The following is a 25,758-nucleotide window of genomic DNA, read 5'->3' on the forward strand; positions in this document are numbered from 1 at the left end:
CGGGGCGGCCGCTCAGAACCCGGGGCGGCTGTTCAGAGCCCAGGGCGGCTCAGAGCCCGGGGCCGCTCAGAGCCCGGGACGGCCGCTCACGCCCAGCCCGGGGCGGCCGCTCACGCCCGGGTCCACGCCGCGAGCGCGAGACCCGGTTCCGCCTTCTGGCGTGCCACCCGCAGCGTGCCGTCAACAGCGATGGCGCCGAGCACCACCCGGCCCTCGGCGTCCACGGCGAGCGCCGGCGCGCCCAGGGACGGCTCGCCGGTCTCCGTCCACCACAGACCGTCCGCCTCGCCCTCGGTGGGGCACGCGGCGATGGCGGGGCGGCCGTTGCTCGCGCGGTAGGCGAGGACCGTGCAGTCGAAACCCTCTATGGGGGTACGCAGCACCGCCACCGGCCCCCCGTCGGGCGCCCCGCCGAGCTCCAGGGCCGGGCCTCCCGTGCGGTGCGCGGTCACCCCGGCGCCGTCCGAGGCGCAGCCGTAGTACGTGGCGCGGCCGTCCGCGGTGCACAGGCCGGTGACGGATCCGGCGGCGGCCGTGGCGGCGAAGGGCTCCGCTTCGGCGAAGTCGCCGCCGGGCTCCTCCTGGCACCAGCGTGACAGCTGCTTCCCGGCCGGGGCGAGCAGCTCGACCCGGCTGCCGACGGCGACCGCGGCGGGCATCGCTTCCGGGACGTGACTGCCCTTCAGGTCCTTCCACCCCTCCCACTTGCCGGACTTGCCCTGTCTGCGGAGGCTGACTCCCCCGCCCGCGTTGCGTACGAAGACATGGACGCGCCCGTCGTCGGCGACCACGGCCGCCGGGGCCCCGATCGCGCGGGCGCGGTTCTCGTCCTTGTGCGGGTTGCCGAGGGAGTGCCAGGGGCCGAACGGCCGGCCCGTCTGGTACTGCGTCGCGTGCATCAGCTCGACGCCACGGGCGGTGGTACGCCTGGTGACCAGATGGACGTAGCGGTCCTGGCCCTGGGCGAGGGTGGCGTGGGTGAGGCCGGGGGCCTCGATGAACTGCGGATCCGTCCAGTCGGGCCCGCCGGGCCGCTGTTCGGTCCAGCGGAGCAGACCGCCCTCCGCCGGGGCGTAGGCACTGAGGCTGCCGTCGTTGCCCCGCAGCAGCCAGCAGCTCGTGGCCGGACCTGCGGCCTGTGCGGAATGCGACGACATGGCTGGCTGCCAGCCTTCCCTCAGCCGGTCGAACGGTACCGCTGAGAATAACATTCCGGCTGGTGAGAGCGGTGGGTGCCCGAGCCGGCCGCAGCCCGGGCACCGGGCACGGCTACTTCGGCTCCGGCTCGGCCATCCGGCTGTGCTTGCGCCCGTACCAGACATACACCACACCGCCGATGACCATCCAGATCCCGAACCTGATCCAGGTCTCGGCCGGCAGGTTGAGCATCAGCCACAGCGAGGCGAGCGCCGAGACGACGGGCACCAGCGGGACCAGCGGGGTCCGGAAGGCGCGCGGCAGGTCGGGGCGCTTCTTGCGCAGGATGATGACGCCGACGGCGACCAGGATGAAGGCGAACAGCGTCCCGATGTTGACCAGTTCGGCGAGTTCGCTGATCGAGGTGAAGCCCGCCACCAGGGCCACGATCAGGCCGAGCAGGATCGTGGAGCGGTAGGGCGTACCGAACTTGGGGTGCACCCGTGAGAAGACCTGGGGCAGCAGCCCGTCACGGCTCATGGCGAAGAAGACCCGGCTCTGGCCGAGCAGCAGGATCATACAGACGGAGGTGAGGCCGACGGCCGCGCCGAAGCTGATCACGCCCGCCCAGAAGGGGTGGCCCACCGACTTGAAGGCGTCGGCGAGCGGGGCGTCCGTGGAGAGCTGGGTGTACTTCTGCATACCGGTGACGACGATGGAGACCGCCACGTACAGCACGGTGCAGACCGCCAGCGAGCCGAGGATGCCGCGCGGCACGTCGCGCTGCGGGTTGCGGGTCTCCTCCGCCGCTGTGGCGACGATGTCGAAGCCGATGAAGGCGAAGAACACGACGGCGGCCGCGGTGAAGATGCCCATCACACCGAAGGCGCCGGGCGCGAAGCCGAAGAGCTGTACGAGCGGGTCCTTGAGGCTGCCGCCGGCCGAGCCGGGCACGGAGTGCGGGATGAAGGGGTGGTAGTTCGACCCGGTGATGTAGAACGCGCCCACGATGATCACCAGCAGGACGACGGTGACCTTCACGGCCACGATGACGGTCGTCACGCGCGAGGACAGCTTCATGCCGAGGACCAGGATCCCGGTCAGCACCAGGACCAGCAGGGCGGCCAGCAGGTCGAAGCCGAACTTTCCGTTCTGCGTCCCGGAGAGTGCCTGCGGCATGCCGATTCCGGCCGTGTCCATCAGCGAACGCACATATCCGGACCAGCCGACCGCCACCACCGCGCAGCCCAGGGCGAGTTCGAGGACCAGGTCCCAGCCGATGATCCAGGCCGGCACTTCACCGAGCGATGCGTACGAGAAGGTGTAGGCGGAGCCGGCGACGGGCACTGTCGAAGCGAACTCGGCATAGCAGAGCGCCGCGAGGGCGCAGACGACACCCGCGACCACGAAGGCCAGGGCCACGGACGGGCCGGCGGTCTGTTTGGCGATCAGACCGGTCAGGACGAAGATCCCGGTACCGATGACGACCCCGATACCGAAGACCGTCAGATCCAGTGCGGACAGGGATTTCCTGAGTGCGTGCTCCGGTTCCTCCGTGTCCCGGATCGACTGCTCCACGGATTTCGTCCGGAAGAGACTGGTGCTCACGGGTGTACCTCCACGCTTGTAGTCCTCGCCATGATTGGAGCGCGTGGGTTCGATGTACCCCCAGGTGAGGACCTTTCACACGAATGAGCCGGCGGGACCACCCGTACAGGTAGGCTCGCCGGCTCGTCCGGTGCCGCGCGGCCGGGCGCGGAGGTGGTCCGGGTCAGTCGCGGGCGGGCTCCGCCGAAGCGGCCGACGGGCTCTCGTACCGGCCGTCGATCTTCGCGACGAGGCCGGTGACCTGGCGTGCGATGTCCGGCGCCGTCAGCCCGATCTCGGCCATGACCTCCTTGCGCGACGCGTGGTCGAGGAAGCGCGGCGGGATACCGAAGTCCCGCAGCGGTACGTCGACCCCGGCGTCGCGGAGCGCCTGGGCGACCGCCGAACCGACCCCTCCGGCACGGCTGTTGTCCTCGACGGTGACGACCACCCGGTGCTGCTCGGCGAGCGGGGCGAGCGCCTCGTCGACGGGCTTGACCCAGCGCGGGTCGACCACGGTGGTGGAGATGCCCTGCTTGTTGAGCAGTCCGGCGATCTCCAGGCACATCGGGGCGAGCGCGCCGACGGAGACGAGCAGGACGTCGGGCGCCGTGGTGCCCGCCTCGCGCAGCACGTCCATCCCGCCGACCCTGCCCACGGCGGGGACGGCCGGGCCGACGACGCCCTTGGAGTAACGCACCACGGTCGGCGCGTCCTCGACCTGGACGGCCTCGCGCAGCTGGGCGCGCACCTGCTCGGCGTCGCGCGGAGCGGCGATGCGCAGCGTCGGAACGCACTGGAGGATGGACATGTCCCACATGCCGTTGTGGGAGGCGCCGTCCGTGCCGGTGACACCGGCACGGTCCAGGACGAAGGTGACACCGCACTTGTGCAGGGCGACGTCCATCAGTACCTGGTCGAACGCCCGGTTGAGGAAGGTCGCGTAGACCGCGAAGACGGGGTGCAGTCCCCCGGTCGCCAGGCCCGCCGCCGAGACCGCGGCGTGCTGCTCGGCGATGCCCACGTCGTAGATGCGGTCCGGGAACGCCTTCTCGAACTTCTCCAGGCCGAGCGGCTGGAGCATGGCCGCGGTGATGGCGACGATATCGGAGCGCTCGTGGCCGAGCTTGACCATCTCCTCGCCGAAGACCGACGTCCAGTCCATGCCCGCGGCCGCGATGGGCAGGCCGGTGTCGGGGTGGATGGGGCCGATCCCGTGGAAGTGGTCGGCCTCGTCCTGCTCGGCGGGCTTGTATCCGCGGCCCTTCTCGGTGATGCAGTGCACGATGACCGGTCCGCCGAAGCCCTTGGCGCGCTCCAGCGCGGACTCCAGGGCCTCGATGTCGTGGCCGTCGATCGGGCCCACGTACTTCAGGCCGAGGTCCTCGAACATGCCCTGGGGTGCGATGAAGTCCTTGAGGCCCTTCTTCGCGCCGTGCAGCGTCTCGTACAGCGGCTTGCCGACGACCGGGGTGCGGCCCAGGAGGTCCTTGCCACGGGCCAGGAAGCGCTCGTAGCCGTCGGTCGTGCGGAGGGTGGCCAGGTGATTGGCCATCCCGCCGATGGTGGGCGCGTAGGAGCGCTCGTTGTCGTTGACGACGATCACCAGCGGGCGGTCCTTGGCGGCGGCGATGTTGTTCAGCGCCTCCCAGGCCATACCGCCGGTCAGTGCGCCGTCGCCGATCACCGCGACGACGTGGTCGTCCTTCTCGCGGATCTCGTTGGCCTTGGCGAGGCCGTCGGCCCAGCCGAGGACGGTCGAAGCGTGCGAGTTCTCGATGACGTCGTGGTCGGACTCGGCGCGCGAGGGGTAGCCGGACAGGCCGCCCTTGCCCTTGAGCTTCGAGAAGTCCTGGCGGCCGGTGAGCAGCTTGTGCACATAGCTCTGGTGACCGGTGTCGAAGAGCACCCGGTCCTTCGGCGAGTCGAAAACGCGGTGCAGGGCGATGGTCAGCTCGACGACACCCAGATTCGGGCCGAGATGGCCACCGGTCTTGGACACGGCGTCGACGAGGAAGGTCCGGATCTCCCCGGCCAGCTGTTCCAGCTGCTCCGGGCCCAGCCTGTCCAGATCGCGCGGTCCCCTGATGCGGGTCAGCAGCGGCACCCGTGCCTCCTTGCGTTCGAACTGTGATCGAGCTTTGCCGGGTCTGTCGAGTCTAATGTTCCATCCGGGGCAGTCGTCATCGGGCGGTGCGTCGTACGTCACCCGTTCGGCGTACCGGGACGCACGGGAGCCCGGCGCGGGAGTTCCCCCGGCCGGGCGTCCGATGTGCGGTGTCGTGCCGCGTGTGGTCAGGCGCGGCCCGCGGACTTCTGGGTCTTGCGGGTCACGGCGTCGATGACGACCGTGGCGAGCAGCACACCACCGGTGATCATGTACTGGATCGGCGAGGCGATGCCCTGCAGCGACAGGCCGTACTGGATCGACACGATCACGAGTACGCCGAGCAGCGCGTTCCAGGTGCGGCCGCGCCCGCCGAAGAGGCTGGTGCCGCCGATGACGGCCGCCGCGATGGCGTTCATCAGCAGGTCACCGCTGCCGGCGCCCTGGTTGGCCGTGGCGATCTTGGAGGCGAGGAAGAGACCGCCGACCGCTGCGAACGTACCGGCGATGGCGAAGACCGAGATCCGGATCAGCGTGACGTTGATACCGGCCCGGCGGGACGCCTCGACGCTGCCGCCGAGCGCGAAGACCTTACGGCCGTACGTGGTGCGGCGGAGCAGGAAGTCCGTGCCGACCAGCACCACCAGGAAGATCATGACGGCGAGCGGCAGACCCTTGTACTGGTTGTAGATGAAGGCGACGGCGAAGCCCACGACCGCCAGCACCGCGGTACGCAGCAGGATCTCGCTGAGCGGCCTGGAGGGCACACCCGCGGCCTCACGGCGCCGGGCGTCGACGAACGAGGTGAGGAAGAAGACCACCACGCCGAGCAGGGCGAAGCCGTAGGCCACCGCCACGTCGGAGAAGTAGTAGCCGGTCATGTTGGCGATGGGGCCGTCGCCGGGCAGGTTGATCGTTCCGTTGTCGCCGAGCACCTGGAGCATGAAGCCGTTCCAGAACAGCAGACCTGCCAGGGTCACGGCGAACGCCGGAACACCGATCCGGGCGAAGAAGAAGCCGTGGATCGCGCCGGCGACCGTGCCGGTGAGGATGGAGAGGACCAGGGCCAGCCACTGGTTCATCCCGTGTGTGACGTTCAGCACGGCGAAGGCCGCGCCGGCGACGCCGCTGACCGAGCCGACCGAGAGGTCGATCTCACCGAGCAGCAGGACGAAGACGATACCGACCGCGATCATGCCCGTACCGACCATGGTGACGGAGATGTCGGTCAGGTTGCCCGCGGTGAGGAAGCGGGAGTTCACGCTCTGGAAGATCGCGGCGATGACGATCAGGCCGACGACCACCGGGATGGAGCCGAGCTCACCGGCGCGTATCTTGCGCTTGAACTCCGACAGATAGCCGGCGAAACCCTGCTCGCGTACGACCAGCCGGGGGTCGACAGCGGTGACCGCTTCGGCGGCCGCGGCCGGGGCGTCGACCGCGCCGGGCGCGGCGTCCTTGGCAGGGGACTTGTCGATGCTCACTTCTGAACCTCCACACCGCGCGACGCACGACGGGTCACAGCGTTGTCCGTGGCGCCGGTGATGGCGGCGATGATCTCTTCCTGCGAGGTGGTCTTCACGTCGAAGACACCGTTGTTGCGCCCGAGCCTGAGCACCGCGACCTTGTCGGCCACGGCCTTCACGTCGGCCATGTTGTGGCTGATGAGCAGGACGGCGTGGCCGCGCTCGCGGAGCCGCTCGACGAGGTCGAGCACCTGCGCGGTCTGCTCGACACCGAGGGCCGCCGTCGGCTCGTCGAGGATGACGAGCTGGGGCTCACCGAGCATGGAGCGCGCGATGGCCACGGTCTGGCGCTGGCCGCCGGAGAGCGAGGCGATCGGGATGCGCACGCTGGGGATGCGGATCGAGAGCGTGGTCAGCAGCTCGCGGGAGCGGCGCTCCATCTCGACCTCGTCGAGGACACCGCGCTTGCGCAGCTCACGGCCGAGGTAGAGGTTGCCGACGACGTCGATGTTGTCGCAGAGCGAGAGGTCCTGGTAGACGGTCGCGATGCCCAGGTTCTGCGCGTCGTGCGGCTTGTTGATCTGTACTGCCTTGCCTTGCCACTCGATGACGCCGTCATCGATGGGGTGCACGCCTGCGATCGTCTTGACCAGCGTGGACTTTCCGGCTCCGTTGTCGCCGACGAGGGCGAGCACTTCACCGCCGTGAGCCTCAAGCTCCACATCGGTGAGCGCCTGGACGGCACCGAATCGCTTGGAGACCCCACGCAACGCCAGCACGGGCGTAGCGGACACTTGAACCATCTCCTTCGCCGCCTGACCGGCGGGGATACCGCGCTGCCATGAGGACGCGGTGGTCTGGGGGGGTACCATCCGGCGCCCCGCCCCGGCAGCGGGACGGTTGGGGGGCGGGGCGCCGGACGGGCTTCAGTGATGCGTAATTCCCTTGCGGGGCAGGGGGATTACTTCAGTCCGATCTTGTTGCACGCGGCCTTGTAGGCCGGGGTGCAGATGTCGCCGACCGTGTAGATGCCGTCCTTGATGACGGTGTCCTTGATGTTGGCCTTGGTCAGGGAGTAGACCGGGAAGATCACCGAGGGGATGTTCTTCTGGCTGGTGCTGTCGACCTTGGTCTTGACGATCGAGTCGAGCTTCTGGCCCTTGGCGAGCGCCACAGCCATCTCGGCCGCGACCGGGCCCTCCCGGAGGTAGGGCTTGTAGACGCTCATGTACTGCGTACCGGCCACGATGCGCTGCACACCGGCGAGCTCGGCGTCCTGTCCGGTGACCGGCGGGATCGGGCTGACACCGGCGGACTTGAGGGCGGTGATGACGCCGCCGGCCATGCCGTCGTTGGCGGAGAGAACGCCGATGACGTTCTTCTTGCCGATGGCGGTGATCGCGCCCTCCATGTTGGAGTTGGCGTTCTCCGGCTTCCACTCCTTGGTGTCGTACTCCTTGCCGATGTTCACCTTGCCGTCGAGGACGGAGTGCGCGCCCTTCTTGTAGTCGGCGGCGTTCGGGTCGGTGGAGGAGCCGTTCATCATGACGATCTTGCCGGACTTGGCCTTGGTGCCGAGCGCCTTCAGCAGCGCGGTGCCCTGCGTCTTTCCGACGGTCTGGTTGTCGAAGGAGACGTACGAGTCGATCGGGCCCTCGGCGAGGCGGTCGAAGGCGACGACCGGGATGCCGGCCTCCTTGGCCTTCTTGACCGAGGAGGCTATGGACTTGGCGTCGACGGCGTCCACGATGATGGCGTCCACCTGGTTGGTGACCATGGTGTCCATCTGCTGGCTCTGGGTGTCGGCCTGCTGCTTGGCGTTGACGTAGGTGACCTTGCCCTTGCCGTTCGTCAGCTCCTTGACCTTCTTCTCGATCAGGGGCTTGTCGAACTTCTCGTACCGGGCGGTCTGGTTCTCCGGCAGGAGCAGACCGATGTTGAGGGCATCGCCCTTCTTGGCGGAGTTCGAGGACGCCTTGTCCTTCCCGCCCGACTCCTTGGCGCTGCCACAGGCGGCGAGAGAGACAGCCATCGCGGTGACGGCCACGGCCACGGCGGCACGACGCATCTGCGTGTTCACTTCAGAAACCTCCCTGACGAGGCCGCGACTTTGCGGCCGAGGTGCCTGGAGTCAACTCGGCTGCCAGGCCAGCGTCAAGGAGTAAATCCTTAACGAGATGGCAACGGTGTCATTCGTTATCTAAGTGAAGGCAGGAGCGCCGGTGGGCAGTGCCGCGTCCAAAAGACTTGAATCGCCCATTTCACTGAGGACGAGCGCCAGCGCGCCCAGCACCTCGGCCCGGCCGCCGAGCGCCCCGGGGAGCACCGACAGCTGCCGTGCCGCACTGGGGATCGCGTACCGGCCGACCGACTCCCGGATCGGGCCGAGCACCAGCTCACCGGCCTCGGCGAGGTCCCCGCCGAGCACCACACGGGTGGGGTTCAGGAGGTTGCAGAGGTTGGCCACACCGCTGCCGATGTGCCGGCCGACGTCCGCGATCACCCGGCGGCAGCCCGGATCGCCGCCGCGGGCGAGCTGGACGACCCGCTCGATGGTCAGACCGGTGCCGTGGCTGGACTCCAGGAGGGGCAGGACGTACCGGGCGGCCGTGAAGGTCTCCAGGCACCCCCGGTTGCCGCAGCGGCAGACAGGGCCCGACTCGTCGAGCGTGATGTGCCCGATCTCGCCCGCGGTGCCGCCGGGGCCCCGGTAGATCTGCCCGTCGATCACCAGACCGGCGCCCACCCCGCTGGCGACCTTGATGTACGCGAGGTCCCTGACCCCCCGCCCGCTCCCCCAGACCAGCTCGCCGAGCGCGCCCAGGTTGGCGTCGTTGTCGACGTACACGGGCACTCCGAGCCTGGAGGCCAGCTCGTCGCTCGGGTTGATGCCCGACCACCCCGGCAGGATCGATGTGGAGCCGAGGGTGCCCGACTCGACGTCGATGGGCCCCGGCACCCCGAGCCCCACCCCGACGACCTTGTCGGCGCCGATACCGGTGGCCTCGATCAGCCGGTTGACCAGCTCCTCGGCCCGGCCGAAGCCCTCCGCGGACGAGGCGTCCACGTCGAGCGGCTCGGACTCCTCGGCGAGCACCTGGTGGGCGAGGTTCCCCACCGCGACGCGCAGATGCGTGTGCCCGAAATCGACCCCGATCACGATGCCCGCGGAACCGCTCAGCGAGACGCTGCGGGCCCGCCGGCCGCCTGCGGAGGTCGGGGTGACCTCGACCGTGCCGCCCTCTTTCAGTTCGCGAACGATATTGGAGACCGTGGCTGCCGAGAGCCCCGTGCTGCGGGCGATCTCCGCCTGGGTGAGCGAGCCCGCCATACGCACCGCGCGCACGACCCGCTCGAGGTTGGCCCGGTGCAGAGACGTCTGCGATCCCGGAGTCTCCATCGACTCATCCACTCCTGCCACTGGCGGACGGCACGACGGCCGTCCCCGCGCGGGGCGCGTGTGTTGAGCCCCGCCCTATCTCCAACATGTGAACTCTCAGCTGACCCTTTGGCCCTCTCTCCCGTCAAGACCTTGAGCGTGGGCAGACACGGATGAGCGGGCGGCCGCCGGGGTGAAACGGACGAACCGCCCGACAGCGGATGCCGTCGGGCGGTTCGGATACTGAACGGAGGTCCTGAACAGAGGTCCTGAACGGAGGCGCTGAACAGAGGTGTGCAGAGCGGAAGGGGAAGCTCTACTTCAGCGCTCCCGCGGTCAGACCGGCGACGACCTGTCGCTGGAAGATGATGTACGCCGCGAGGACCGGCAGCATCGCCATCACCAGACCGGCGAACAGGCCGGAGTAGTCGCCCTTGTATCCCTGGCTGGTGGCCAGTTCGACCAGGCCCTGGGCCAGCACCCGCTGCTTCGGGTCGGTGTTCAGCACGGTGGGCAGCAGGTACTGGTTCCACTGGCCGAGGAAGTTGAAGATGCCCACGCTGATCAGGCCCGGCTTCGCCATCGGCAGCATCACCTGGAAGAAGGTCCTGGTGTGCGAGGCCCCGTCGAGCGTGGCCGCCTCGGCCACTTCTCCCGGCAGCGTCCGGAAGAAGGAGGTGAGGAAGAAGACGGTGAACGGCAGTGAGTAGGCGATGTAGACCAGGACCAGGCCCTGGGTCGTGTTCAGCAGACTCATGTTGTTCATGACGAAGAACAACGGCACCAGCGCCAGGATGATCGGGAAGCTCATCCCTCCGACGAACAGGAAGTAGATGAACCGGTTCCCCGGGAAGTCGAAGCGCGCCAGCACATAGGCCGCCATGGAGCCGAGCAGCAGCGTGCCGACGAGCGAACAGCCGACGACCACGATGGTGTGCCCGAAGTACTGCCCCATGTGCGCCTGGCCCCAGGCGCGGGACCAGTTCTCGAAGTGCATCCGGTCCGGCAGCTTCCACGGCTCGGCGAGGATGTCGTGGTCGTTCTTGAAGGAGGACATCACCGCCCACAGCAGCGGTACGACGACCAGCACCGCCCAGATGATGAGCACGCCGTGCGAGAAGACGTTGAGGGTGCCGCCGCTCTTCTTCTCCGGGGGCGCCACGGGCGCGGCCGGCGGCGGCGCGGGCTCGCTCTCCTTGGTGAGGTCGGCCGGAGGGGTGTCAGTGGTCTTCATCAGAACTCCAGCCGCTCGCGCCGGCCCAGTCGCATCACGATGGCGGCGAACACCATGGTGAGCACGAGAAGGGCGACGCCGATCGTTGTCGCGTATCCGGCCGCTCCGTCGCGGAACGCCGTCTGGTAGACGAACAGCGGCAGCACGGTGGTGGACTGGGCGGGGCCGCCGGGGCCCACACTCATGATGTTCACGGCGGCGAACGCCTCGGCCCCGAGGGACAGGATGCCCATGTACACCCAGCCCGACTGCACGGTGTCCCAGAGCAGCGGAAGGGTGATCCGGAAGAATGTCGTGACCCGGCTCGCGCCGTCCAGCAGCGCCGCCTCGTAGAAGTCCTTCGGAATGGACGCCATACCGGCGGAGAAGAGCACCACGAAGAAGCCGACCTGCGACCAGACCAGGACCGCGAAGATGCACCAGAGGGCCAGCTTCGGGTCGCCGAGCCAGTTCGGCTGGATGCTGTCGAGATGGACCGCGCTCAGGGCGCCGTTGAGGATGCCCCCGTCGGGGTTGTAGATGAACCTGAAGAGCAGGGCGACGATCGCGATCGACAGCACCTGCGGGAAGAAGTACGCGATCTTGTAGAACCCCGAACCGCGTACGCCCGCGATGGCCGCGCCCTTACGGCGGCGGCCACCGACATTCAGCATGAAGGCGAAGAACAGCGCGAGGCCGAGCGTCACCAGCGGCAGCAACAGCACGAAAAGGACGCTGTGTTCCAGCGACTTCCAGAAAGTGGAGTCGTGGAGCATCCGGCTGTAGTTGTCGAAGCCGACCATTTTGAAGTCCGGGCTCAAGCCGGTCCAGTCGGTGAACGAGTAATAGATCGACTGAATGAACGGCCATATGACGAAGACTGCGTACAACGCCAGTGGGAGTATCAAGAACCCCACAATGAACCGGTACTTACCTTGTTGCATGGTTACCGACCCCGATCTTCCGGCGGGTGCCGCCGCTGGTGACGCGTGCTCACTGGTGCTTGTAGTGCTTGATCGACGAGTCCTTGGCCGCCGCGTCCGCGTACTGCTGACACTTCTTGACGGCCTCGGCCGGGGTCATACGGCCGGCCATCATCTCGCCGAGGACGGACACGCCGATCTGCTCCTTCTGGAGCTTCACGTACCAGTCCTGGAGCCTCGGGTTGACCACGTTGTCGCCCGCGGCCTTCAGCACGTCCAGGCCCGACTGGAGGGCCGTCGAGAGCTGCAGGCCCTCGGTGCCGCCGTTGAAGGCGGACAGCGACTTCACCTTGGTGGTGAACGTCTTGGAGGACTCCTCGCTGAGCATGATGCGCAGCTGCTCCATGCCCGCCTCGGGGTTCTTCGCATTCCGCGGCACGATGAAGGGCTCACCGCCGGAGGCCCAGATGGTGCCGTACGGCATCTTGTCCGACGAGTCCAGGCTGGACGGCGCGCCGACCTTCATCTGGAAGTCCTTGGGCGTGGTCTTCGCCGCCTCGTTCTCCACCCAGGAGCCGTTGGGGATGAAGAGCGCCTTGCCCTCGGTCCAGGCCGTCTGGGACTGGATGTGGTCGATGCCGGGCGTGCCCTTGAGGATGTAGCCCTTCTTGAAGAGCTCGTAGTAGGCGTCGAAGCCGGCCTTGACCGCGGGGTGCTTCCAGGCGTTCGGCGCCAGGTCGTCGATGTCGTCGAGGACCTTGCGGCCGCCGATCTTGCCGATGAAGGGGAAGAGCGAGAAGGGGATGTAGTAAGGGTACTTGCCCGCGTACGTCCAGCCCGCGATGCCCTTCTTCTTCGCCTTCGCGCAGACGGCGAGCATGTCGTCCCAGGTCTTCGGGTACTCGACGCCGAGCTTGTCCAGGTTGGTCTGCGAGTACCAGACCCCGTAGACGGTGTACGCGTAGTTCATGATCCAGCACGGCTGACCGTCGTACTGGCCCATCTCCACGATGCCCGGCCGCAGGGTGTCCCTGACCTTCTTGTTCGGGTCGTCGATGGATGGCGCGTCCAGCAGCGGCGTGAGGTCGGTGAGCTGCTTCTTGCCGACGAGGACGCCCATGTCCATCTGCTCGGCGCCCGAGTTGTCGATCAGGTCAGGCGGGGTGCCGCCGTTGAAGCGCGGCTGCAGCTCGGACTGGATCTTCTGCGTGGACGAGAAGCTCACCTTGGACTTCGGGTGCGCCTTCTTGTACAGCGTGTTGGCGGCCTTGGCGTAGTCGGTGCCGAAACCACCGTCGAAGATGACCATGTCGAGCGGGGCGGTCTCGTTCATACCCAGCGGGTTGGCGGCCGTCTTCTTGCCCTTTTTGACCTGCTTATCGCCGCCGTCGCTGCTCGCGCAGGCGGAGAGGAAGCTCATCGTCGGAACGGTGATCAGGCCGAGAGCGGCAGACCGCTTGATCAGATCACGACGGCCGAGGCCCTCATTGGTGCGGGCGGAGGTGGATCCCATGCTCAAGTCCTCGCCTTCTACAGGACTCAGGCGGTGTACCGGTCGCCCGTCGATAATTCGCCTCAGGCGAAGGGCCCCGCCACCGCGGTCAGTTGACGCTGGGGTTGCACTGGCTGCAGGAGGGAAAGCTGGGAATGCGGCCGGGGTGCCATGAAGCCCCCGCCCCCGATCCCCGCCCCCCTGGTCCGCCGCCAAAGACACGGCTAGGCGGACGTCGACAGGTATAGTCCACTTTCCTTCGACTGGGCAAGATCGAATGCAGGTTTGAACGTCAGTCTTTCCCGAGTTGAGACCTCACAGACATCTGGTGCACTCCGCCCACCGAGTGACACCCTCATGTGGGAGCGCGACCAATTCTTCCGCCCGCGCGCCGTCAACACCCTTGACTCAGATGTCACTTACCTTCCTACTGGACCTTGCGCAGCAGTCTGACAACGTTGTCCAAAGCGCTTAGGTGAGAGGAAAGACCCTCATGCAGACCAGACCTCGGCACAGGGCCGGCCCGGCCGCCGCCCTGGTGGCGACCGCTTTTGTGCTCGTCGTGACGGGGCAGGGCGCCGCCGTCGCCCAACCCGCCCAACCCAAGGGAGCGGACAAGGGGTTCAGCTCCTCGTTCGAAGCGGACCAGCCGCAGCCGGACTGGCGCAATACCGTTGAAGTAGGCCCTGACGGCCATAAACGCTCCTCCGGTATCGATGGCACCATCAATGCGGGAATACCCGGCAATGTCACGGACCATGTGGTCACCCTGCGCGCCAGTGACGAGAACGCCGGAAGCGGCGAGGGCAAAGGCAGCCTCGTCGACATCAACCCGGACACCAAGTGGCTGGCGTTCCACCCCACCGCATGGGTGGAGTTCGATCTTGACGAGGCGGTCAAGCTCAAGACGTACGCCATGACGTCCGCCAACGATCACGACGAGCGCGACCCGAAGGACTGGACCCTCCAGGGCTCCACCGACGGCAAGGACTGGAAGACCCTCGACACCCAGCAGGGCCAGAAGTTCGACAAGCGGCTGCAGACGAAGTCGTACGACATCGCGGGCGCCGCCACCGCGTACGCGCACTACCGCCTCGACATCACCGCCAACAACGGGGGCACCGACGCGGTTCAGCTCGCCGACGTCCAGTTCTCCAACGGCGACACCAGCACTCCCCCGCCGTCGGACATGATCACCCGGGAGGACAGCGGACCCACCTCGTCGCCGACCGCCAAGACGGGCGCCGGGTTCACCGGCACCAGGTCACTGCGGTACGAGGGCACCCAGAAGGGCACGGGCCGCGCCTACTCGTACAACAAGGTCTTCGACGTCAATACCCGGATCAGCCGGAACACCGAGCTGTCGTACAAGGTCTTCCCGGAGATGGGGAAGACCGATCTGAACTATCCGTCCACCAATGTGGCGGTCGATCTGGCCTTCACGGACGGCACCTATCTGAGTGATCTGAAGGCCACCGACTCCAACGGCGGGCTGCTGACCCCGCAGGGGCAGGGGGCGGCCAAGCGGCTGTACGTCAACCAGTGGAACGCGGTCTCGGCGGACATCGGGTCGGTCGCGGCCGGCAAGACCGTCGACCGGATCCTGGTGGCGTACGACTCCCCCAAGGGCCCGGCGACGTTCCGCGGCTGGATCGACGACATCGCGCTGGCGGCCAAGAAGGCCGAGAAGCCGTCCGCGCATCTGTCGGACTACGCCCTCACCACGCGGGGCACCAATTCGAGCGGCTCCTTCTCGCGCGGCAACAACTTCCCGGCGACCGCGGTCCCCAACGGCTTCAACTTCTGGACACCGGTCACCGACGCGGGCTCCACCAGCTGGCTCTACAACTACGCGAACGGCAACAACGCCGACAATCTGCCCACCCTCCAGGCGTTCAGCGCCAGCCATGAGCCGAGCCCCTGGATGGGCGACCGGCAGACCTTCCAGGTGATGCCGTCGGTGGCCTCCGGAACCCCGGACGCCTCCCGCACCAAGCGCGCCCTCCCCTTCAAGCACGAGAACGAGGTCGCGAAGCCCGACTACTACGGGGTCACCTTCGAGAACGGCCTCAAGGCCGAGATGACGCCGACCGACCACGCGGCGATGATGCGGTTCACCTACCCCGGTGACAACGCCAGCATGATCTTCGACAACATCTCCAACGCCGGCGGCCTCACGCTGGACCCGAAGACCGGCACCTTCAGCGGCTACTCGGACGTCAAGAGCGGCGGCTCCACCGGCGCCACCCGGATGTTCGTGTACGGCGTCGCCGACACCCCGGTCACCGCGAGCTCGAAGCTCACCGGCGGGGGCGGCGACAACGTCACCGGCTATATGCGCTTCAAGCCGGGCAGGAACCACACGGTCACCCTGCGCCTGGCCACCTCGCTCATCGGCGTCGACCAGGCGAAGGCCAACCTCGCCCAGGAACTCCCCGCGTCGTCCACCTTCGCGGGGACCGAGGCGAAGGCCCGCGCCCAGTGGGACAAGATCCTCGGCAAGATCGAGGTGCAGGGCGCCACGCACGACCAGCTGACCTCGCTCTACTCCTCGATGTACCGGCTGTATCTCTACCCCAACTCGGGCTCGGAGAAGGTCGGTTCGAAGACGCAGTACGCGAGCCCCTTCTCGGCCGAGGCCGGCGACAACACCCCGACACACACGGGCGCCAAGGTCGTGGACGGTTCGGTGTACGTCAACAACGGCTTCTGGGACACCTACCGGACGACCTGGCCTGCGTACTCCTTCCTCACACCGAAGAAGGCCGGGAAGCTGGTCGACGGCTTCGTCCAGCAGTACAAGGACGGCGGCTGGATCTCCCGCTGGTCGTCCCCCGGCTACTCGGACCTGATGACCGGCACCAGCTCGGACGTGGCGTTCGCGGACGCCTATGTCAAGGGCGTGAAGTTCGACGCGAAGGCGGCGTACGAGGCGGCCCTGAAGAACGCCACGGTCGTCCCGCCCAGCTCGGGCGTGGGCCGCAAGGGCATGGACACCTCGCCGTTCACCGGTTACGCCTCCACCGCGACCGACGAGGGTATGTCGTGGTCGATGGAGGGCTACGTCAACGACTACGGCATCGCACAGATGGGCAAGGCGCTCTACAAGAAGACGCATGAGGCCCGTTACAAGGAGGAGTCGGAGTACTTCCTCAACCGGGCGCAGAACTACGTGAAGCTCTTCGACCCCGAGGTCGGCTTCTTCCAGGGCAGGACCCCGGACGGCGACTGGCGGCTCCCGGCCGACAAGTACGACCCGAGGGTCTGGGGGTACGACTACACCGAGACCGACGGCTGGGGGTACGCGTTCACCGCTCCGCAGGACTCGCGCGGTCTGGCCAATCTCTACGGTGGCCAGGCGGGTCTGGCGAAGAAGCTGGACACCTACTTCTCGACACCCGAGACGGCGGGCCCCGAGTACACGGGGTCGTACGGCGGAGTCATCCACGAGATGACCGAGGCGCGTGACGTACGGATGGGCCAGTACGGCCACAGCAACCAGGTGGCGCACCACGTCACCTATATGTACGACGCGGCGGGCCAGCCCTGGAAGGCGCAGGAGAAGATCCGCGAGGTGCTCGGCCGGCTCTACACCGGCAGTGACATCGGGCAGGGCTACCACGGCGACGAGGACAACGGCGAGCAGTCGGCCTGGTACATCTTCTCCTCGCTCGGCTTCTACCCGCTGGTGATGGGCAGCGGTGAATTCGCCGTCGGCTCCCCGCAGTTCACCAAGGCCACCGTGCACCTGGACAACGGCAGGGACCTGGTCGTCAAGGCTCCGCAGAACAGCAGCAAGAACATCTATGTGCAGGGGCTCAAGGTGAACGGCAAGGCGTGGAACTCCACCGCGCTGCCGAACGACGTACTGCAGCACGGCGGCACCCTCGACTTCGCCATGGGTCCCCGGCCGTCGAAGTGGGGCACCGGCAAGAAGGCGGCGCCCGTCTCCATCGCCAAGGACGACAAGGTGCCGTCGCCGCGCGAGGACGCCACCAGCGGTTCCGGTGCGCTCTTCGACAACACGTCGAAGACGGACGCCTCGTTCACCTCGGCCGACCTGCCGGTGAAGTCGGCGACGCGGGCCGTCCAGTACACGCTCACCTCGTCGGACAAGGCCAAGGCCCCGACCGGGTGGAAGCTGGAGGGCTCGGCAGACGGTACGAAGTGGACCACGCTGGACAAGCGCTCCGGTGAGTCGTTCGGCTACGACAAGCAGACGCGGGTCTTCTCGGTGGACCACCCGGGCACCTACAAGAAGTACCGCCTGGTGAGCACGGGCACGGCGACTCTGGCGGAGGTGGAGCTGCTCTCCTGACCGGTCGGAGTTGACCCCGGAGCGGAGTTCGGACCGAAGTCCGGACTGGACTCCGGAGTGAAGTCCGGAGTGAACTGAGGGGCGGGGCCGGGAAGTTCCGGGCCCGCCCCTCGGTCCGTCCCGAGCCGCGTCCCCTTTCGGCCACACCGGAGGGACGGCGCTTGACCTGGAGTGCGCTCCAACATCTACGGTCGGCTCCATGGATTCCACGCTTCCCGTCCGCCGTCTCGGCGCACTGACCGTCTCCGCCCAGGGCCTCGGCTGCATGGGCATGAGTCATGGCTACGGCGCATCGGACGACGACCAGTCGATCGCGACCATCCACCGCGCCATCGAACTGGGCGTCACCCTGCTCGACACATCGGATTTCTACGGCTCGGGCCACAACGAGGAGCTGGTCGGCCGCGCGCTGGCCGGGCGCCGCGAACAGGCCGTGGTGGCCACGAAGTTCGGCTTCGCCAGCCGGCTGGGTGAGCCCACCCGTATCCGTGGCGACGCCGCGTATGTGCGGCAGTCCTGCGAGGCGTCGCTGCGCAGGCTCGGCACCGACCACATCGATCTCTACTACCAGCACCGGGTCGACCCGGACGTCCCGATCGAGGAGACGGTCGGCGCGATGGCGGAGCTGGTGACGGCGGGGAAGGTCCGCCATCTGGGGCTCTCCGAGGCGAGCGCCAGGACCCTGCGGCGGGCCCATGCGGTGCATCCGATCGCCGCGCTGCAGAGCGAGTGGTCGCTGTGGACCAGGGACCTGGAGCAGGAGATCGCGCCGGTCTGCCGTGAGCTCGGGATCGGCCTGGTGCCGTTCTCGCCGCTCGGCCGCGGTTTCCTGACCGGCCGGTACACCTCGCTCGACGGTCTGCCGGACACCGATCTGCGCCGCACCCAGCCCCGCTTCACCGACGGCAATCTGGAGCGGAACCTGGCCATCGTGGACCGGCTCAACGAGCTGGCCGCGGCGCGTGGGGTGACGGCCGGGCAGCTCGCGCTGGCCTGGGTGCAGCACCGGGGATCCGATGTCGTCCCGATTCCGGGGACCCGCAGGCAGAAGTACCTGGAGGAGAACGTCGCGGCGGCGGCCCTGGAGCTGTCGGCCGCCGATCTGACGGCGATCGACGAGGCGGCCCCCGCGGGGTCGGTCGCGGGCACCCGTTACGACCAGGGCAGCCTGGGCTTCGTCAACCGCTGACCAGGCGCCGGTTCCTGATTTCGGCCACGTAGACAACAAAACAGAGGAAGACAGCGGTCCGGGGGCTCGAACCCTGGAAACATCCACGGCGATAGCGTATTAGTACTGTCGGCAAACAAATTACACCCGGGTGGCGGTGAACGGCCGTCCCCGGGCCCTCGTGGACAAGAGGCCGAGCATGCCGGACCGCATCACCCTCACCCCCAGCCCCGCGGACAGGTTCACCTTCGGTCTGTGGACCGTCGGCTGGAAGGGCAACGACCCCTTCGGCGACCCGACCCGACCCGCCCTTGACCCCGTCGAATCCGTGGAGCGCCTGGCGGAACTGGGCGCGTACGGGGTGACCTTCCATGACGACGACCTGATCCCGTTCGGCTCGTCCGACAGCGAGCGCTCGGCCCGCGTCGCGCGCTTCAAGGACGCGCTGGACCGCACCGGTCTCACGGTCCCGATGGCCACGACCAACCTGTTCACCCACCCGGTCTTCAAGGACGGCGGCTTCACCTCCAACGACCGCGATGTGCGGCGCTTCGCACTGCGGAAGGTCATCCGCAACATCGATCTCGCGGTGGAGCTGGGTGCGCGGACCTATGTGGCCTGGGGCGGCCGTGAGGGCGCCGAGTCGGGCGCGGCCAAGGACGTCCCGGTGGCGCTCGACCGGATGAAGGAGGCGTTCGACCTGCTCGGCGACTACGTCGTGGAGCAGGGGTACGACCTGCGCTTCGCCATCGAGCCCAAGCCGAACGAGCCGCGCGGCGACATCCTGCTGCCCACCGTCGGCCATGCCCTCGCGTTCATCGAGCGGCTGGAGCGCCCGGAGCTGTACGGGGTGAACCCGGAGGTCGGCCACGAGCAGATGGCCGGGCTGAACGCCACCCACTCCATCGCTCAGGCGATCTGGGCGGGCAAGCTCTTCCACATCGACCTCAACGGCCAGTCCGGCATCAAGTACGACCAGGACCTGCGCTTCGGCGCGGGCGACCTGCGCCAGGCGTTCTGGCTGGTCGACCTGCTGGAGAGCTCCGGATACACCGGGCCGCGCCACTTCGACTTCAAGCCGGTCCGTACCGACGGCTTCGACGGCGTCTGGGAGTCGGCGAAGAACTGCATGCGCAACTACCTGATCCTCAAGGAGCGTGCGCTGGCCTTCCGCGCGGACCCCGCCGTCCAGGAGGCGCTGGCCGCATCGCGTCTGGACCAGCTGGCCGTGCCCACCGCCGCCGACGGGCTCAAGGCCCTGCTGGCCGACCGCACCGCGTACGAGGAGTTCGACACCGGGAAGGCCGCTGAGCGCTCCATGGCGTTCGAGGCGCTCGACCAGCTGGCCATGGAGCACCTGCTCGGCGTCCGCTGACGTCCGCTGCCCCACCCCGGCACGGGGAATGGAGAAGGGCCGCACCCCAGCCGTGATCTCCGGCTGGGGTGCGGCCCTTCGCGGCCTCGCGGCCCGTCCGCCTACTTGCGGATCAGGTTGCGCAGGACGTACTGCATGATGCCGCCGTTGCGGTAGTAGTCCGCCTCACCGGGGGTGTCGATGCGGACGACCGCGTCGAACTCCACACCGGTGTCGGTGGTGACCTTGACCGTGCGGGGCGTGGTGCCGTTGTTCAGCTCGGTCACGCCGGTGAAGGAGAAGGTCTCCTGGCCGGTCAGGCCGAGCGACTCGGCGGTCTTGCCCTCCGGGAACTGCAGCGGCAGGACGCCCATGCCGATGAGGTTCGAGCGGTGGATGCGCTCGTACGACTCGGCGATGACGGTCTTCACGCCGAGCAGCGCGGTGCCCTTGGCCGCCCAGTCGCGGGACGACCCGGAGCCGTACTCCTTGCCGGCCAGGACGGTCAGCGGGATGCCGGCGGCCTGGTAGTTCTGCGAGGCGTCGTAGATGAACGACACCGGCCCGTCCGCCTGGGTGAAGTCGCGGGTGTAGCCGCCCTCGGTGCCCGGCGCGATCTGGTTGCGCAGCCGGATGTTGGCGAAGGTGCCGCGGATCATGACCTCGTGGTTACCGCGGCGCGAGCCGTAGGAGTTGAAGTCGCGGCGCTCGACGCCGTGCTCCGTGAGGTACTTGCCGGCCGGGGTGTCGGCCTTGATCGCGCTGGCCGGGGAGATGTGGTCGGTGGTGACCGAGTCGCCCAGCTTCGCGAGGACCCGGGCTCCGGTGATGTCCTCGACCGGAGTGGTCTCCATCGTCATGCCCTCGAAGTACGGGGGCTTACGGACGTAGGTGGACTCGGGGTCCCACTCGAAGGTGTTGCCGGTCGGGATCGACAGGGCCTGCCACTGGGCGTCGCCCGCGAAGACGTCGAGGTAGGACTTGTTGAACATGTCCTCGCCGATGGTGTTCGCCACGACGTCGTTGACCTCGGCCTCGGTGGGCCAGATGTCCGCGAGGAAGACCGGCTTGCCGTCCTGGTCGGTGCCCAGCGAGTCCTTGGTGATGTCCACCTTCATGGAGCCCGCGATGGCGTACGCGACGACCAGCGGCGGGGACGCCAGGTAGTTCATCTTGACGTCGGGGTTGATGCGGCCCTCGAAGTTGCGGTTGCCCGAGAGCACCGACGTCACGGCCAGGTCGTGCTCGTTGACCGCCTTGGAGACCTCATCCGGCAGCGGGCCGGAGTTGCCGATGCAGGTGGTGCAGCCGTAGCCGACGAGGTTGAAGCCGACCTTGTCGAGGTACGGGGTGAGCCCGGCCTTGTCGAAGTAGTCGGTGACGACCTTGGAGCCGGGCGCGAGGGTGGTCTTGACCCAGGGCTTGCGGGTCAGGCCCTTCTCCACGGCCTTCTTCGCGACGAGCGCGGCGGCGACCATGACGTACGGGTTCGAGGTGTTCGTGCAGGAGGTGATCGCGGCGACGGTGACGGCGCCGTGGTCGATCTCGTACGTCGAACCGTCGGGGGCCGTGACCGTGGTCGGACGGCTCGGCACACCGTTGTGGGTGGCCGGCGCGTCGGAGGCCGGGAAGGACTCCTTGCCCGCCTCCTCGTCGGTCGAGACGTAGTTGCGGACGTCCTGGGCGAACTGCGCCTTGGCGTTGGCGAGGACGATGCGGTCCTGCGGGCGCTTCGGGCCGGCGATGGAGGGGACGACCGTGGCCAGGTCGAGTTCGAGCTTCTCGGAGAAGTCGGGCTCGGCGGCCGGGTCGAGCCAGAGGCCCTGCTCCTTGGAGTACGCCTCGACGAGCGCGACCTGCTTCTCGTCACGGCCGGTCAGCCGCAGGTAGTTCAGCGTCTCGGCGTCGATCGGGAAGATCGCGGCCGTGGAGCCGAACTCCGGCGACATGTTGCCGATGGTGGCGCGGTTGGCGAGCGAGGTGGCGGCGACGCCCTCACCGTAGAACTCGACGAACTTGCCGACGACGCCGTGCTTGCGCAGCATCTCGGTGATCGTGAGGACCAGGTCGGTGGCGGTGGTGCCGGGGTTCAGCTCACCGGTCAGCTTGAAGCCGACGACGCGCGGGATGAGCATCGAGACCGGCTGGCCGAGCATCGCGGCCTCGGCCTCGATACCGCCGACGCCCCAGCCCAGCACGCCCAGGCCGTTGACCATGGTGGTGTGCGAGTCGGTGCCGACGAGGGTGTCGGGGTACGCCTGGCCGTTGCGGACCATGACGGTGCGGGCCAGGTGCTCGATGTTCACCTGGTGGACGATGCCGGTGCCCGGGGGGACGACCTTGAACTCGTCGAAGGCGGTCTGGCCCCAGCGCAGGAACTGGTAGCGCTCCTTGTTGCGGCCGTACTCCAGCTCGACGTTCTGCGCGAAGGAGTCCGACGTACCGAACTTGTCGGCGATGACGGAGTGGTCGATGACCAGCTCGGCGGGGGCGAGCGGGTTGATCTGCGCCGCGTCACCGCCGAGCTCCTTGACGGCCTCGCGCATGGTGGCGAGGTCGACGACACACGGCACACCGGTGAAGTCCTGCATGATCACGCGAGCCGGCGTGAACTGGATCTCCTGGCTCGGCTGGGCCTGCGAGTCCCAGCCGCCGAGCGCCCGGATGTGGTCGGCGGTGATGTTCGCGCCGTCCTCGGTACGCAGCAGGTTCTCCAGCAGGACCTTCAGGCTGTAAGGGAGGCGCGCGGAGCCCTCGACCTTGTCCAGCTTGAAGATCTCGTACGACTCGTCGCCCACGCGCAGCGTGCTGCGGGCGTCGAAGCTGTTCGCCGACACGACAGTCTCCTTCATCAAAGTGCGCGTTCTAGCGCGCCGCGCCTCGTTTGCGGCCGGCGCCGCTGGGTGCCGCCTTCGGCTGCTCGGCCATCCGCTACAGTGAGGATTAGTTAGGTAACCCTTACCGAGTGACGACCGCTGTGCGCCTCGGCAGATATCTCGATGTCGAGATAACTCTAGTACACGTCCGCGCGGAGGTCATGCGGGGACCGCTTGTCCGCTGTCATCCGGTCGAGGCGCACGACAGTGAGTGCAGTCGTTTCCGGTTTCCTGCCGTCGAAACAGAGACCGTCGAGCGGAGCGCCGCGCTCCGGCCGACGGTCCAGTGCTCACCGCGACGCAGGCGACGTCTCGGCCTGCGGCGCAGGCGAGCGGCCGCACCGGCGGGCGACAGCGCCACACAGTCGCCCCGGACCGGCCCTCAGCCCCCGTCCGGCCTGGGATCGCGGTCGCGCTCGCGCCGTCCGAGGGCCAGTTTGACGGGGACCAGGACCAGCCAGGTCCACATGGCGGCCCGGGGTGAGACGAACGCGACCGGCACGGTCGCACCGAAGACCAGGACGGTCGAGCCCAGGTCCAGGACGATGTTCCGGCCGACACCGGCGGAGATCGGACGGGCCGTCCAGGGGCGGCGCCAGATAGTGAGGAACAGCGCGAGTTCCAGCAGGTCGATGACAGCGACGGTCACCGCGTAACAGGCCACGGCCAGCGGTTGCGAGGCGTAGTCCGACAGCAGGGTGGTGGGGAAGGGGACCAGCGCGATGGCCCCCAGCCCGGTCAGGGCGAACCGCAGAGTCAGCCCGTCCACGCGGTGCGCCAGGTTCAGGATCCGCCGGTGATCGCGCCAGAAGCCCGCGAGGATGGTGAAGCTCAGCGCATAGGCACCGAGGGCCGGCAGCAGCCGGTGCACCGCATCGCGGAAGGCGGCCGCGTCCAGGCCCTCCTTCACCCGGATGTCGAGCACCAGGAGCGTCATGGCGATGGCGAAGATCCCGTCGGAGAGCGCGACGAGCCGCTCCGGGCTCTTGCGGTCCGCTCCCAGGTTCGTCATCCGGCTCAGCGTGACCGCGCGGGGCGCGGGACCCGCCCATTACGCCGACAGCGGGCAAGCCGGACAACGTCCGCCGTCAGCCGGGCCGTCGCCCCGCCGACACGCCGCCCTCACTCCAATGGCCTACCCGGAAGAGTCGGCATCTCATATGTGAGATAGCGTCGGACGCATGGCAGATGACTACCTCGTACGCATCGGCAAGCTCATCCGTGACGCCCGTCAGCACCGGGGCTGGACACAGACTCAGCTGGCCGATGCGCTCGCCACAAGCCAGAGCGCCGTGAACCGTATCGAGCGCGGAAACCAGAACATCAGCCTTGAGATGATCGCCCGGATCGGCGAGGCTCTCGACAGCGAGATCGTCTCGCTCGGCTATGCCGGACCGATGCATCTGCGGGTGGTCGGCGGCCGCCGGCTCTCGGGCGCGATCGACGTCAAGACGAGCAAGAACGCCTGTGTGGCGCTGCTCTGCGGCTCGTTGCTCAACAAGGGGCGGACGGTGCTGCGCAGAGTCGCACGCATCGAGGAGGTGTACCGGCTCCTGGAGGTGCTCAACTCCATCGGTGTGCGCACCCGTTGGATCAACGACGGCAAGGACCTGGAGATCGCCCCGGGCGCCGACGTGGACATGGCCGCCATCGACGCGTCGGCCGCGCGCCGCACCCGCTCGATCATCATGTTCCTCGGCCCGCTGCTGCACCGCCTGGACAACTTCAAGCTGCCGTACGCGGGCGGCTGCGACCTGGGCACCCGCACCATCGAGCCCCATATGATCGCGCTGCGCCGCTTCGGGCTGGAGATCACCGCGACGGAGGGCCTCTACCACGCACAGGTGGAGCGGGGCGCCGCCCCCGACCGCCCGATCGTGCTGACCGAGCGGGGCGACACGGTCACCGAGAACGCTCTGCTCGCGGCGGCCCGCAGCGACGGCGTGACCGTCATCCGTAACGCCTCCTCCAACTACATGGTCCAGGACCTGTGTTTCTTCCTGGAGGCGCTGGGCGTACGGGTCGACGGCGTGGGGACGACGACGCTGACCGTGCACGGGGTGCCGGACATCGACATGGACGTCGACTACTCCCCGTCCGAGGACCCGGTCGAGGCGATGAGCCTGCTGGCCGCGGCCGTGGTGACGGAGTCGGAGCTGACGATCCGCCGGGTCCCCGTCGAGTTCATGGAGATCGAGCTGGCGGTCCTGGAGGAGATGGGCCTCGACCACGACCGCAGCGCCGAGTACGCGGCCGACAACGGCCGGACCCGGCTGGTGGACCTGACCGTGCGGCCCTCCAAGCTCGAAGCCCCGATCGACAAGATCCACCCGATGCCCTTCCCCGGGCTCAACATCGACAACGTGCCGTTCTTCGCGGCCATCGCGGCGGTCGCGCAGGGCCAGACCCTGATCCACGACTGGGTCTACGACAACCGCGCGATCTATCTGACGGACCTCAACCGGCTGGGCGGCAGGCTGCAACTCCTCGACCCGCACCGGGTGTTGGTGGAGGGGCCGACCAGGTGGCGCGCGGCCGAGATGATGTGCCCGCCCGCGCTTCGGCCGGCGGTGGTGGTGCTGCTGGCGATGATGGCGGCCGAGGGCACGTCGGTGCTGCGCAATGTGTATGTGATCAACCGCGGCTACGAGGAACTGGCCGAGCGGCTCAACTCGGTGGGCGCGCAGATCGAGATCTTCCGGGACATTTGATACGCGGCTGCTGCTGCGCCCCGCCTG

General features: G+C 68.0%; 16 protein-coding genes. 4 read left to right on the forward strand and 12 right to left on the reverse strand.

Translation table 11 applies throughout. The features are described 5' to 3' along the window. Positions 1-110: 110 nt before the first annotated feature. The 10 genes from G3I19_RS03695 to ngcE all read right to left on the reverse strand — a co-directional run bounded on the left by G3I19_RS03695 (position 111) and on the right by ngcE (position 13,325). The gene (locus G3I19_RS03695; protein ID WP_164259417.1) at positions 111-1,157 is read right to left on the reverse strand and encodes a hypothetical protein; all 1,047 of its coding nucleotides are present in this window, start codon (positions 1,155-1,157) and stop codon (positions 111-113) included. 112 nt (positions 1,158-1,269) lie between these two features. Then, positions 1,270-2,745: an amino acid permease gene (locus tag G3I19_RS03700; protein ID WP_164259419.1), complete on the reverse strand. Its 1,476-nt coding sequence runs from the start codon at positions 2,743-2,745 to the stop codon at positions 1,270-1,272. A 163-nt stretch (positions 2,746-2,908) separates the two neighbouring features. Next, the gene (gene dxs, locus G3I19_RS03705; RefSeq protein WP_164259421.1) at positions 2,909-4,831 is read right to left on the reverse strand and encodes a 1-deoxy-D-xylulose-5-phosphate synthase; all 1,923 of its coding nucleotides are present in this window, start codon (positions 4,829-4,831) and stop codon (positions 2,909-2,911) included. Positions 4,832-5,019: 188 nt separating this feature from the next. Next, positions 5,020-6,315, reverse strand: coding sequence for a sugar ABC transporter permease (locus G3I19_RS03710; protein WP_164259423.1), 1,296 nt, complete (start codon positions 6,313-6,315; stop codon positions 5,020-5,022). Continuing rightward, a complete protein-coding gene (locus tag G3I19_RS03715) occupies positions 6,312-7,100 on the reverse strand; it encodes an ATP-binding cassette domain-containing protein (RefSeq protein ID WP_164259425.1) in 789 nt (262 codons plus the stop codon). Before G3I19_RS03715 ends, G3I19_RS03710 begins: the two co-directional genes overlap by 4 nt. Before the next feature lie 158 nt (positions 7,101-7,258). After that, positions 7,259-8,365: a sugar ABC transporter substrate-binding protein gene (locus G3I19_RS03720; RefSeq protein WP_164259481.1), complete on the reverse strand. Its 1,107-nt coding sequence runs from the start codon at positions 8,363-8,365 to the stop codon at positions 7,259-7,261. Between the two features lie 132 nt (positions 8,366-8,497). Continuing rightward, positions 8,498-9,697 (reverse strand): ROK family transcriptional regulator, encoded by a 1,200-nt coding sequence (locus tag G3I19_RS03725; RefSeq protein ID WP_164259427.1) that lies wholly within the window; start codon positions 9,695-9,697, stop codon positions 8,498-8,500. 295 nt (positions 9,698-9,992) lie between these two features. After that, on the reverse strand, positions 9,993-10,910 hold the full coding sequence (locus G3I19_RS03730) for a carbohydrate ABC transporter permease (protein ID WP_164259428.1): 918 nt from the start codon (positions 10,908-10,910) through the stop codon (positions 9,993-9,995). Continuing rightward, positions 10,910-11,833: a sugar ABC transporter permease gene (locus G3I19_RS03735; protein WP_164259430.1), complete on the reverse strand. Its 924-nt coding sequence runs from the start codon at positions 11,831-11,833 to the stop codon at positions 10,910-10,912. Before G3I19_RS03735 ends, G3I19_RS03730 begins: the two co-directional genes overlap by 1 nt. A 49-nt stretch (positions 11,834-11,882) precedes the next feature. Beyond that, the gene (gene ngcE / locus G3I19_RS03740; protein WP_164259432.1) at positions 11,883-13,325 is read right to left on the reverse strand and encodes an N-acetylglucosamine/diacetylchitobiose ABC transporter substrate-binding protein; all 1,443 of its coding nucleotides are present in this window, start codon (positions 13,323-13,325) and stop codon (positions 11,883-11,885) included. Between the two features lie 472 nt (positions 13,326-13,797). On the opposite strand from ngcE, the gene G3I19_RS03745 reads away from it, so the two are divergent. The 3 genes from G3I19_RS03745 to xylA all read left to right on the forward strand — a co-directional run bounded on the left by G3I19_RS03745 (position 13,798) and on the right by xylA (position 20,165). After that, positions 13,798-17,622, forward strand: coding sequence for a GH92 family glycosyl hydrolase (locus G3I19_RS03745; RefSeq protein ID WP_164259434.1), 3,825 nt, complete (start codon positions 13,798-13,800; stop codon positions 17,620-17,622). A 199-nt stretch (positions 17,623-17,821) separates the two neighbouring features. Continuing rightward, on the forward strand, positions 17,822-18,811 hold the full coding sequence (locus G3I19_RS03750; protein WP_164259436.1) for an aldo/keto reductase: 990 nt from the start codon (positions 17,822-17,824) through the stop codon (positions 18,809-18,811). Between the two features lie 190 nt (positions 18,812-19,001). Then, positions 19,002-20,165 (forward strand): xylose isomerase, encoded by a 1,164-nt coding sequence (gene xylA / locus G3I19_RS03755; protein WP_164259483.1) that lies wholly within the window; start codon positions 19,002-19,004, stop codon positions 20,163-20,165. Positions 20,166-20,266: 101 nt separating this feature from the next. Here xylA and acnA read toward each other — a convergent pair whose 3' ends face one another. Together acnA and G3I19_RS03765 are read right to left on the reverse strand one after the other, a co-directional pair. Beyond that, positions 20,267-22,981, reverse strand: a complete 2,715-nt coding sequence (gene acnA, locus G3I19_RS03760; RefSeq protein ID WP_164259438.1) for an aconitate hydratase AcnA — start codon at positions 22,979-22,981, stop codon at positions 20,267-20,269. 421 nt (positions 22,982-23,402) lie between these two features. After that, positions 23,403-24,032, reverse strand: coding sequence for a TMEM175 family protein (locus G3I19_RS03765; RefSeq protein WP_164259440.1), 630 nt, complete (start codon positions 24,030-24,032; stop codon positions 23,403-23,405). A gap of 169 nt (positions 24,033-24,201) precedes the next feature. Here G3I19_RS03765 and G3I19_RS03770 point away from each other — a divergent pair, with 169 nt between their 5' ends. Beyond that, positions 24,202-25,731, forward strand: a complete 1,530-nt coding sequence (locus G3I19_RS03770) for a UDP-N-acetylglucosamine 1-carboxyvinyltransferase (protein ID WP_164259442.1) — start codon at positions 24,202-24,204, stop codon at positions 25,729-25,731. Positions 25,732-25,758: the final 27 nt, after the last annotated feature.

The sequence above is a fragment of the Streptomyces sp. SID10853 genome (assembly GCF_010548145.1).
Classification (GTDB): Bacteria; Actinomycetota; Actinomycetes; order Streptomycetales; family Streptomycetaceae; genus Streptomyces.

Coding starts and splice junctions, on each gene's coding strand:
- G3I19_RS03715 (WP_164259425.1), bottom strand. CDS start 7,100: ATGGTTCAAGTGTCCGCTACGCCCGTGCTGGCGTTGCGTGGGGTCTCC.
- G3I19_RS03745 (WP_164259434.1), top strand. CDS start 13,798: ATGCAGACCAGACCTCGGCACAGGGCCGGCCCGGCCGCCGCCCTGGTG.
- G3I19_RS03770 (WP_164259442.1), top strand. CDS start 24,202: ATGGCAGATGACTACCTCGTACGCATCGGCAAGCTCATCCGTGACGCC.
- G3I19_RS03735 (WP_164259430.1), bottom strand. CDS start 11,833: ATGCAACAAGGTAAGTACCGGTTCATTGTGGGGTTCTTGATACTCCCA.
- G3I19_RS03725 (WP_164259427.1), bottom strand. CDS start 9,697: ATGGAGACTCCGGGATCGCAGACGTCTCTGCACCGGGCCAACCTCGAG.
- ngcE (WP_164259432.1), bottom strand. CDS start 13,325: ATGGGATCCACCTCCGCCCGCACCAATGAGGGCCTCGGCCGTCGTGAT.
- G3I19_RS03695 (WP_164259417.1), bottom strand. CDS start 1,157: ATGTCGTCGCATTCCGCACAGGCCGCAGGTCCGGCCACGAGCTGCTGG.
- G3I19_RS03720 (WP_164259481.1), bottom strand. CDS start 8,365: ATGCGTCGTGCCGCCGTGGCCGTGGCCGTCACCGCGATGGCTGTCTCT.
- G3I19_RS03730 (WP_164259428.1), bottom strand. CDS start 10,910: ATGAAGACCACTGACACCCCTCCGGCCGACCTCACCAAGGAGAGCGAG.
- G3I19_RS03765 (WP_164259440.1), bottom strand. CDS start 24,032: ATGACGAACCTGGGAGCGGACCGCAAGAGCCCGGAGCGGCTCGTCGCG.
- G3I19_RS03750 (WP_164259436.1), top strand. CDS start 17,822: ATGGATTCCACGCTTCCCGTCCGCCGTCTCGGCGCACTGACCGTCTCC.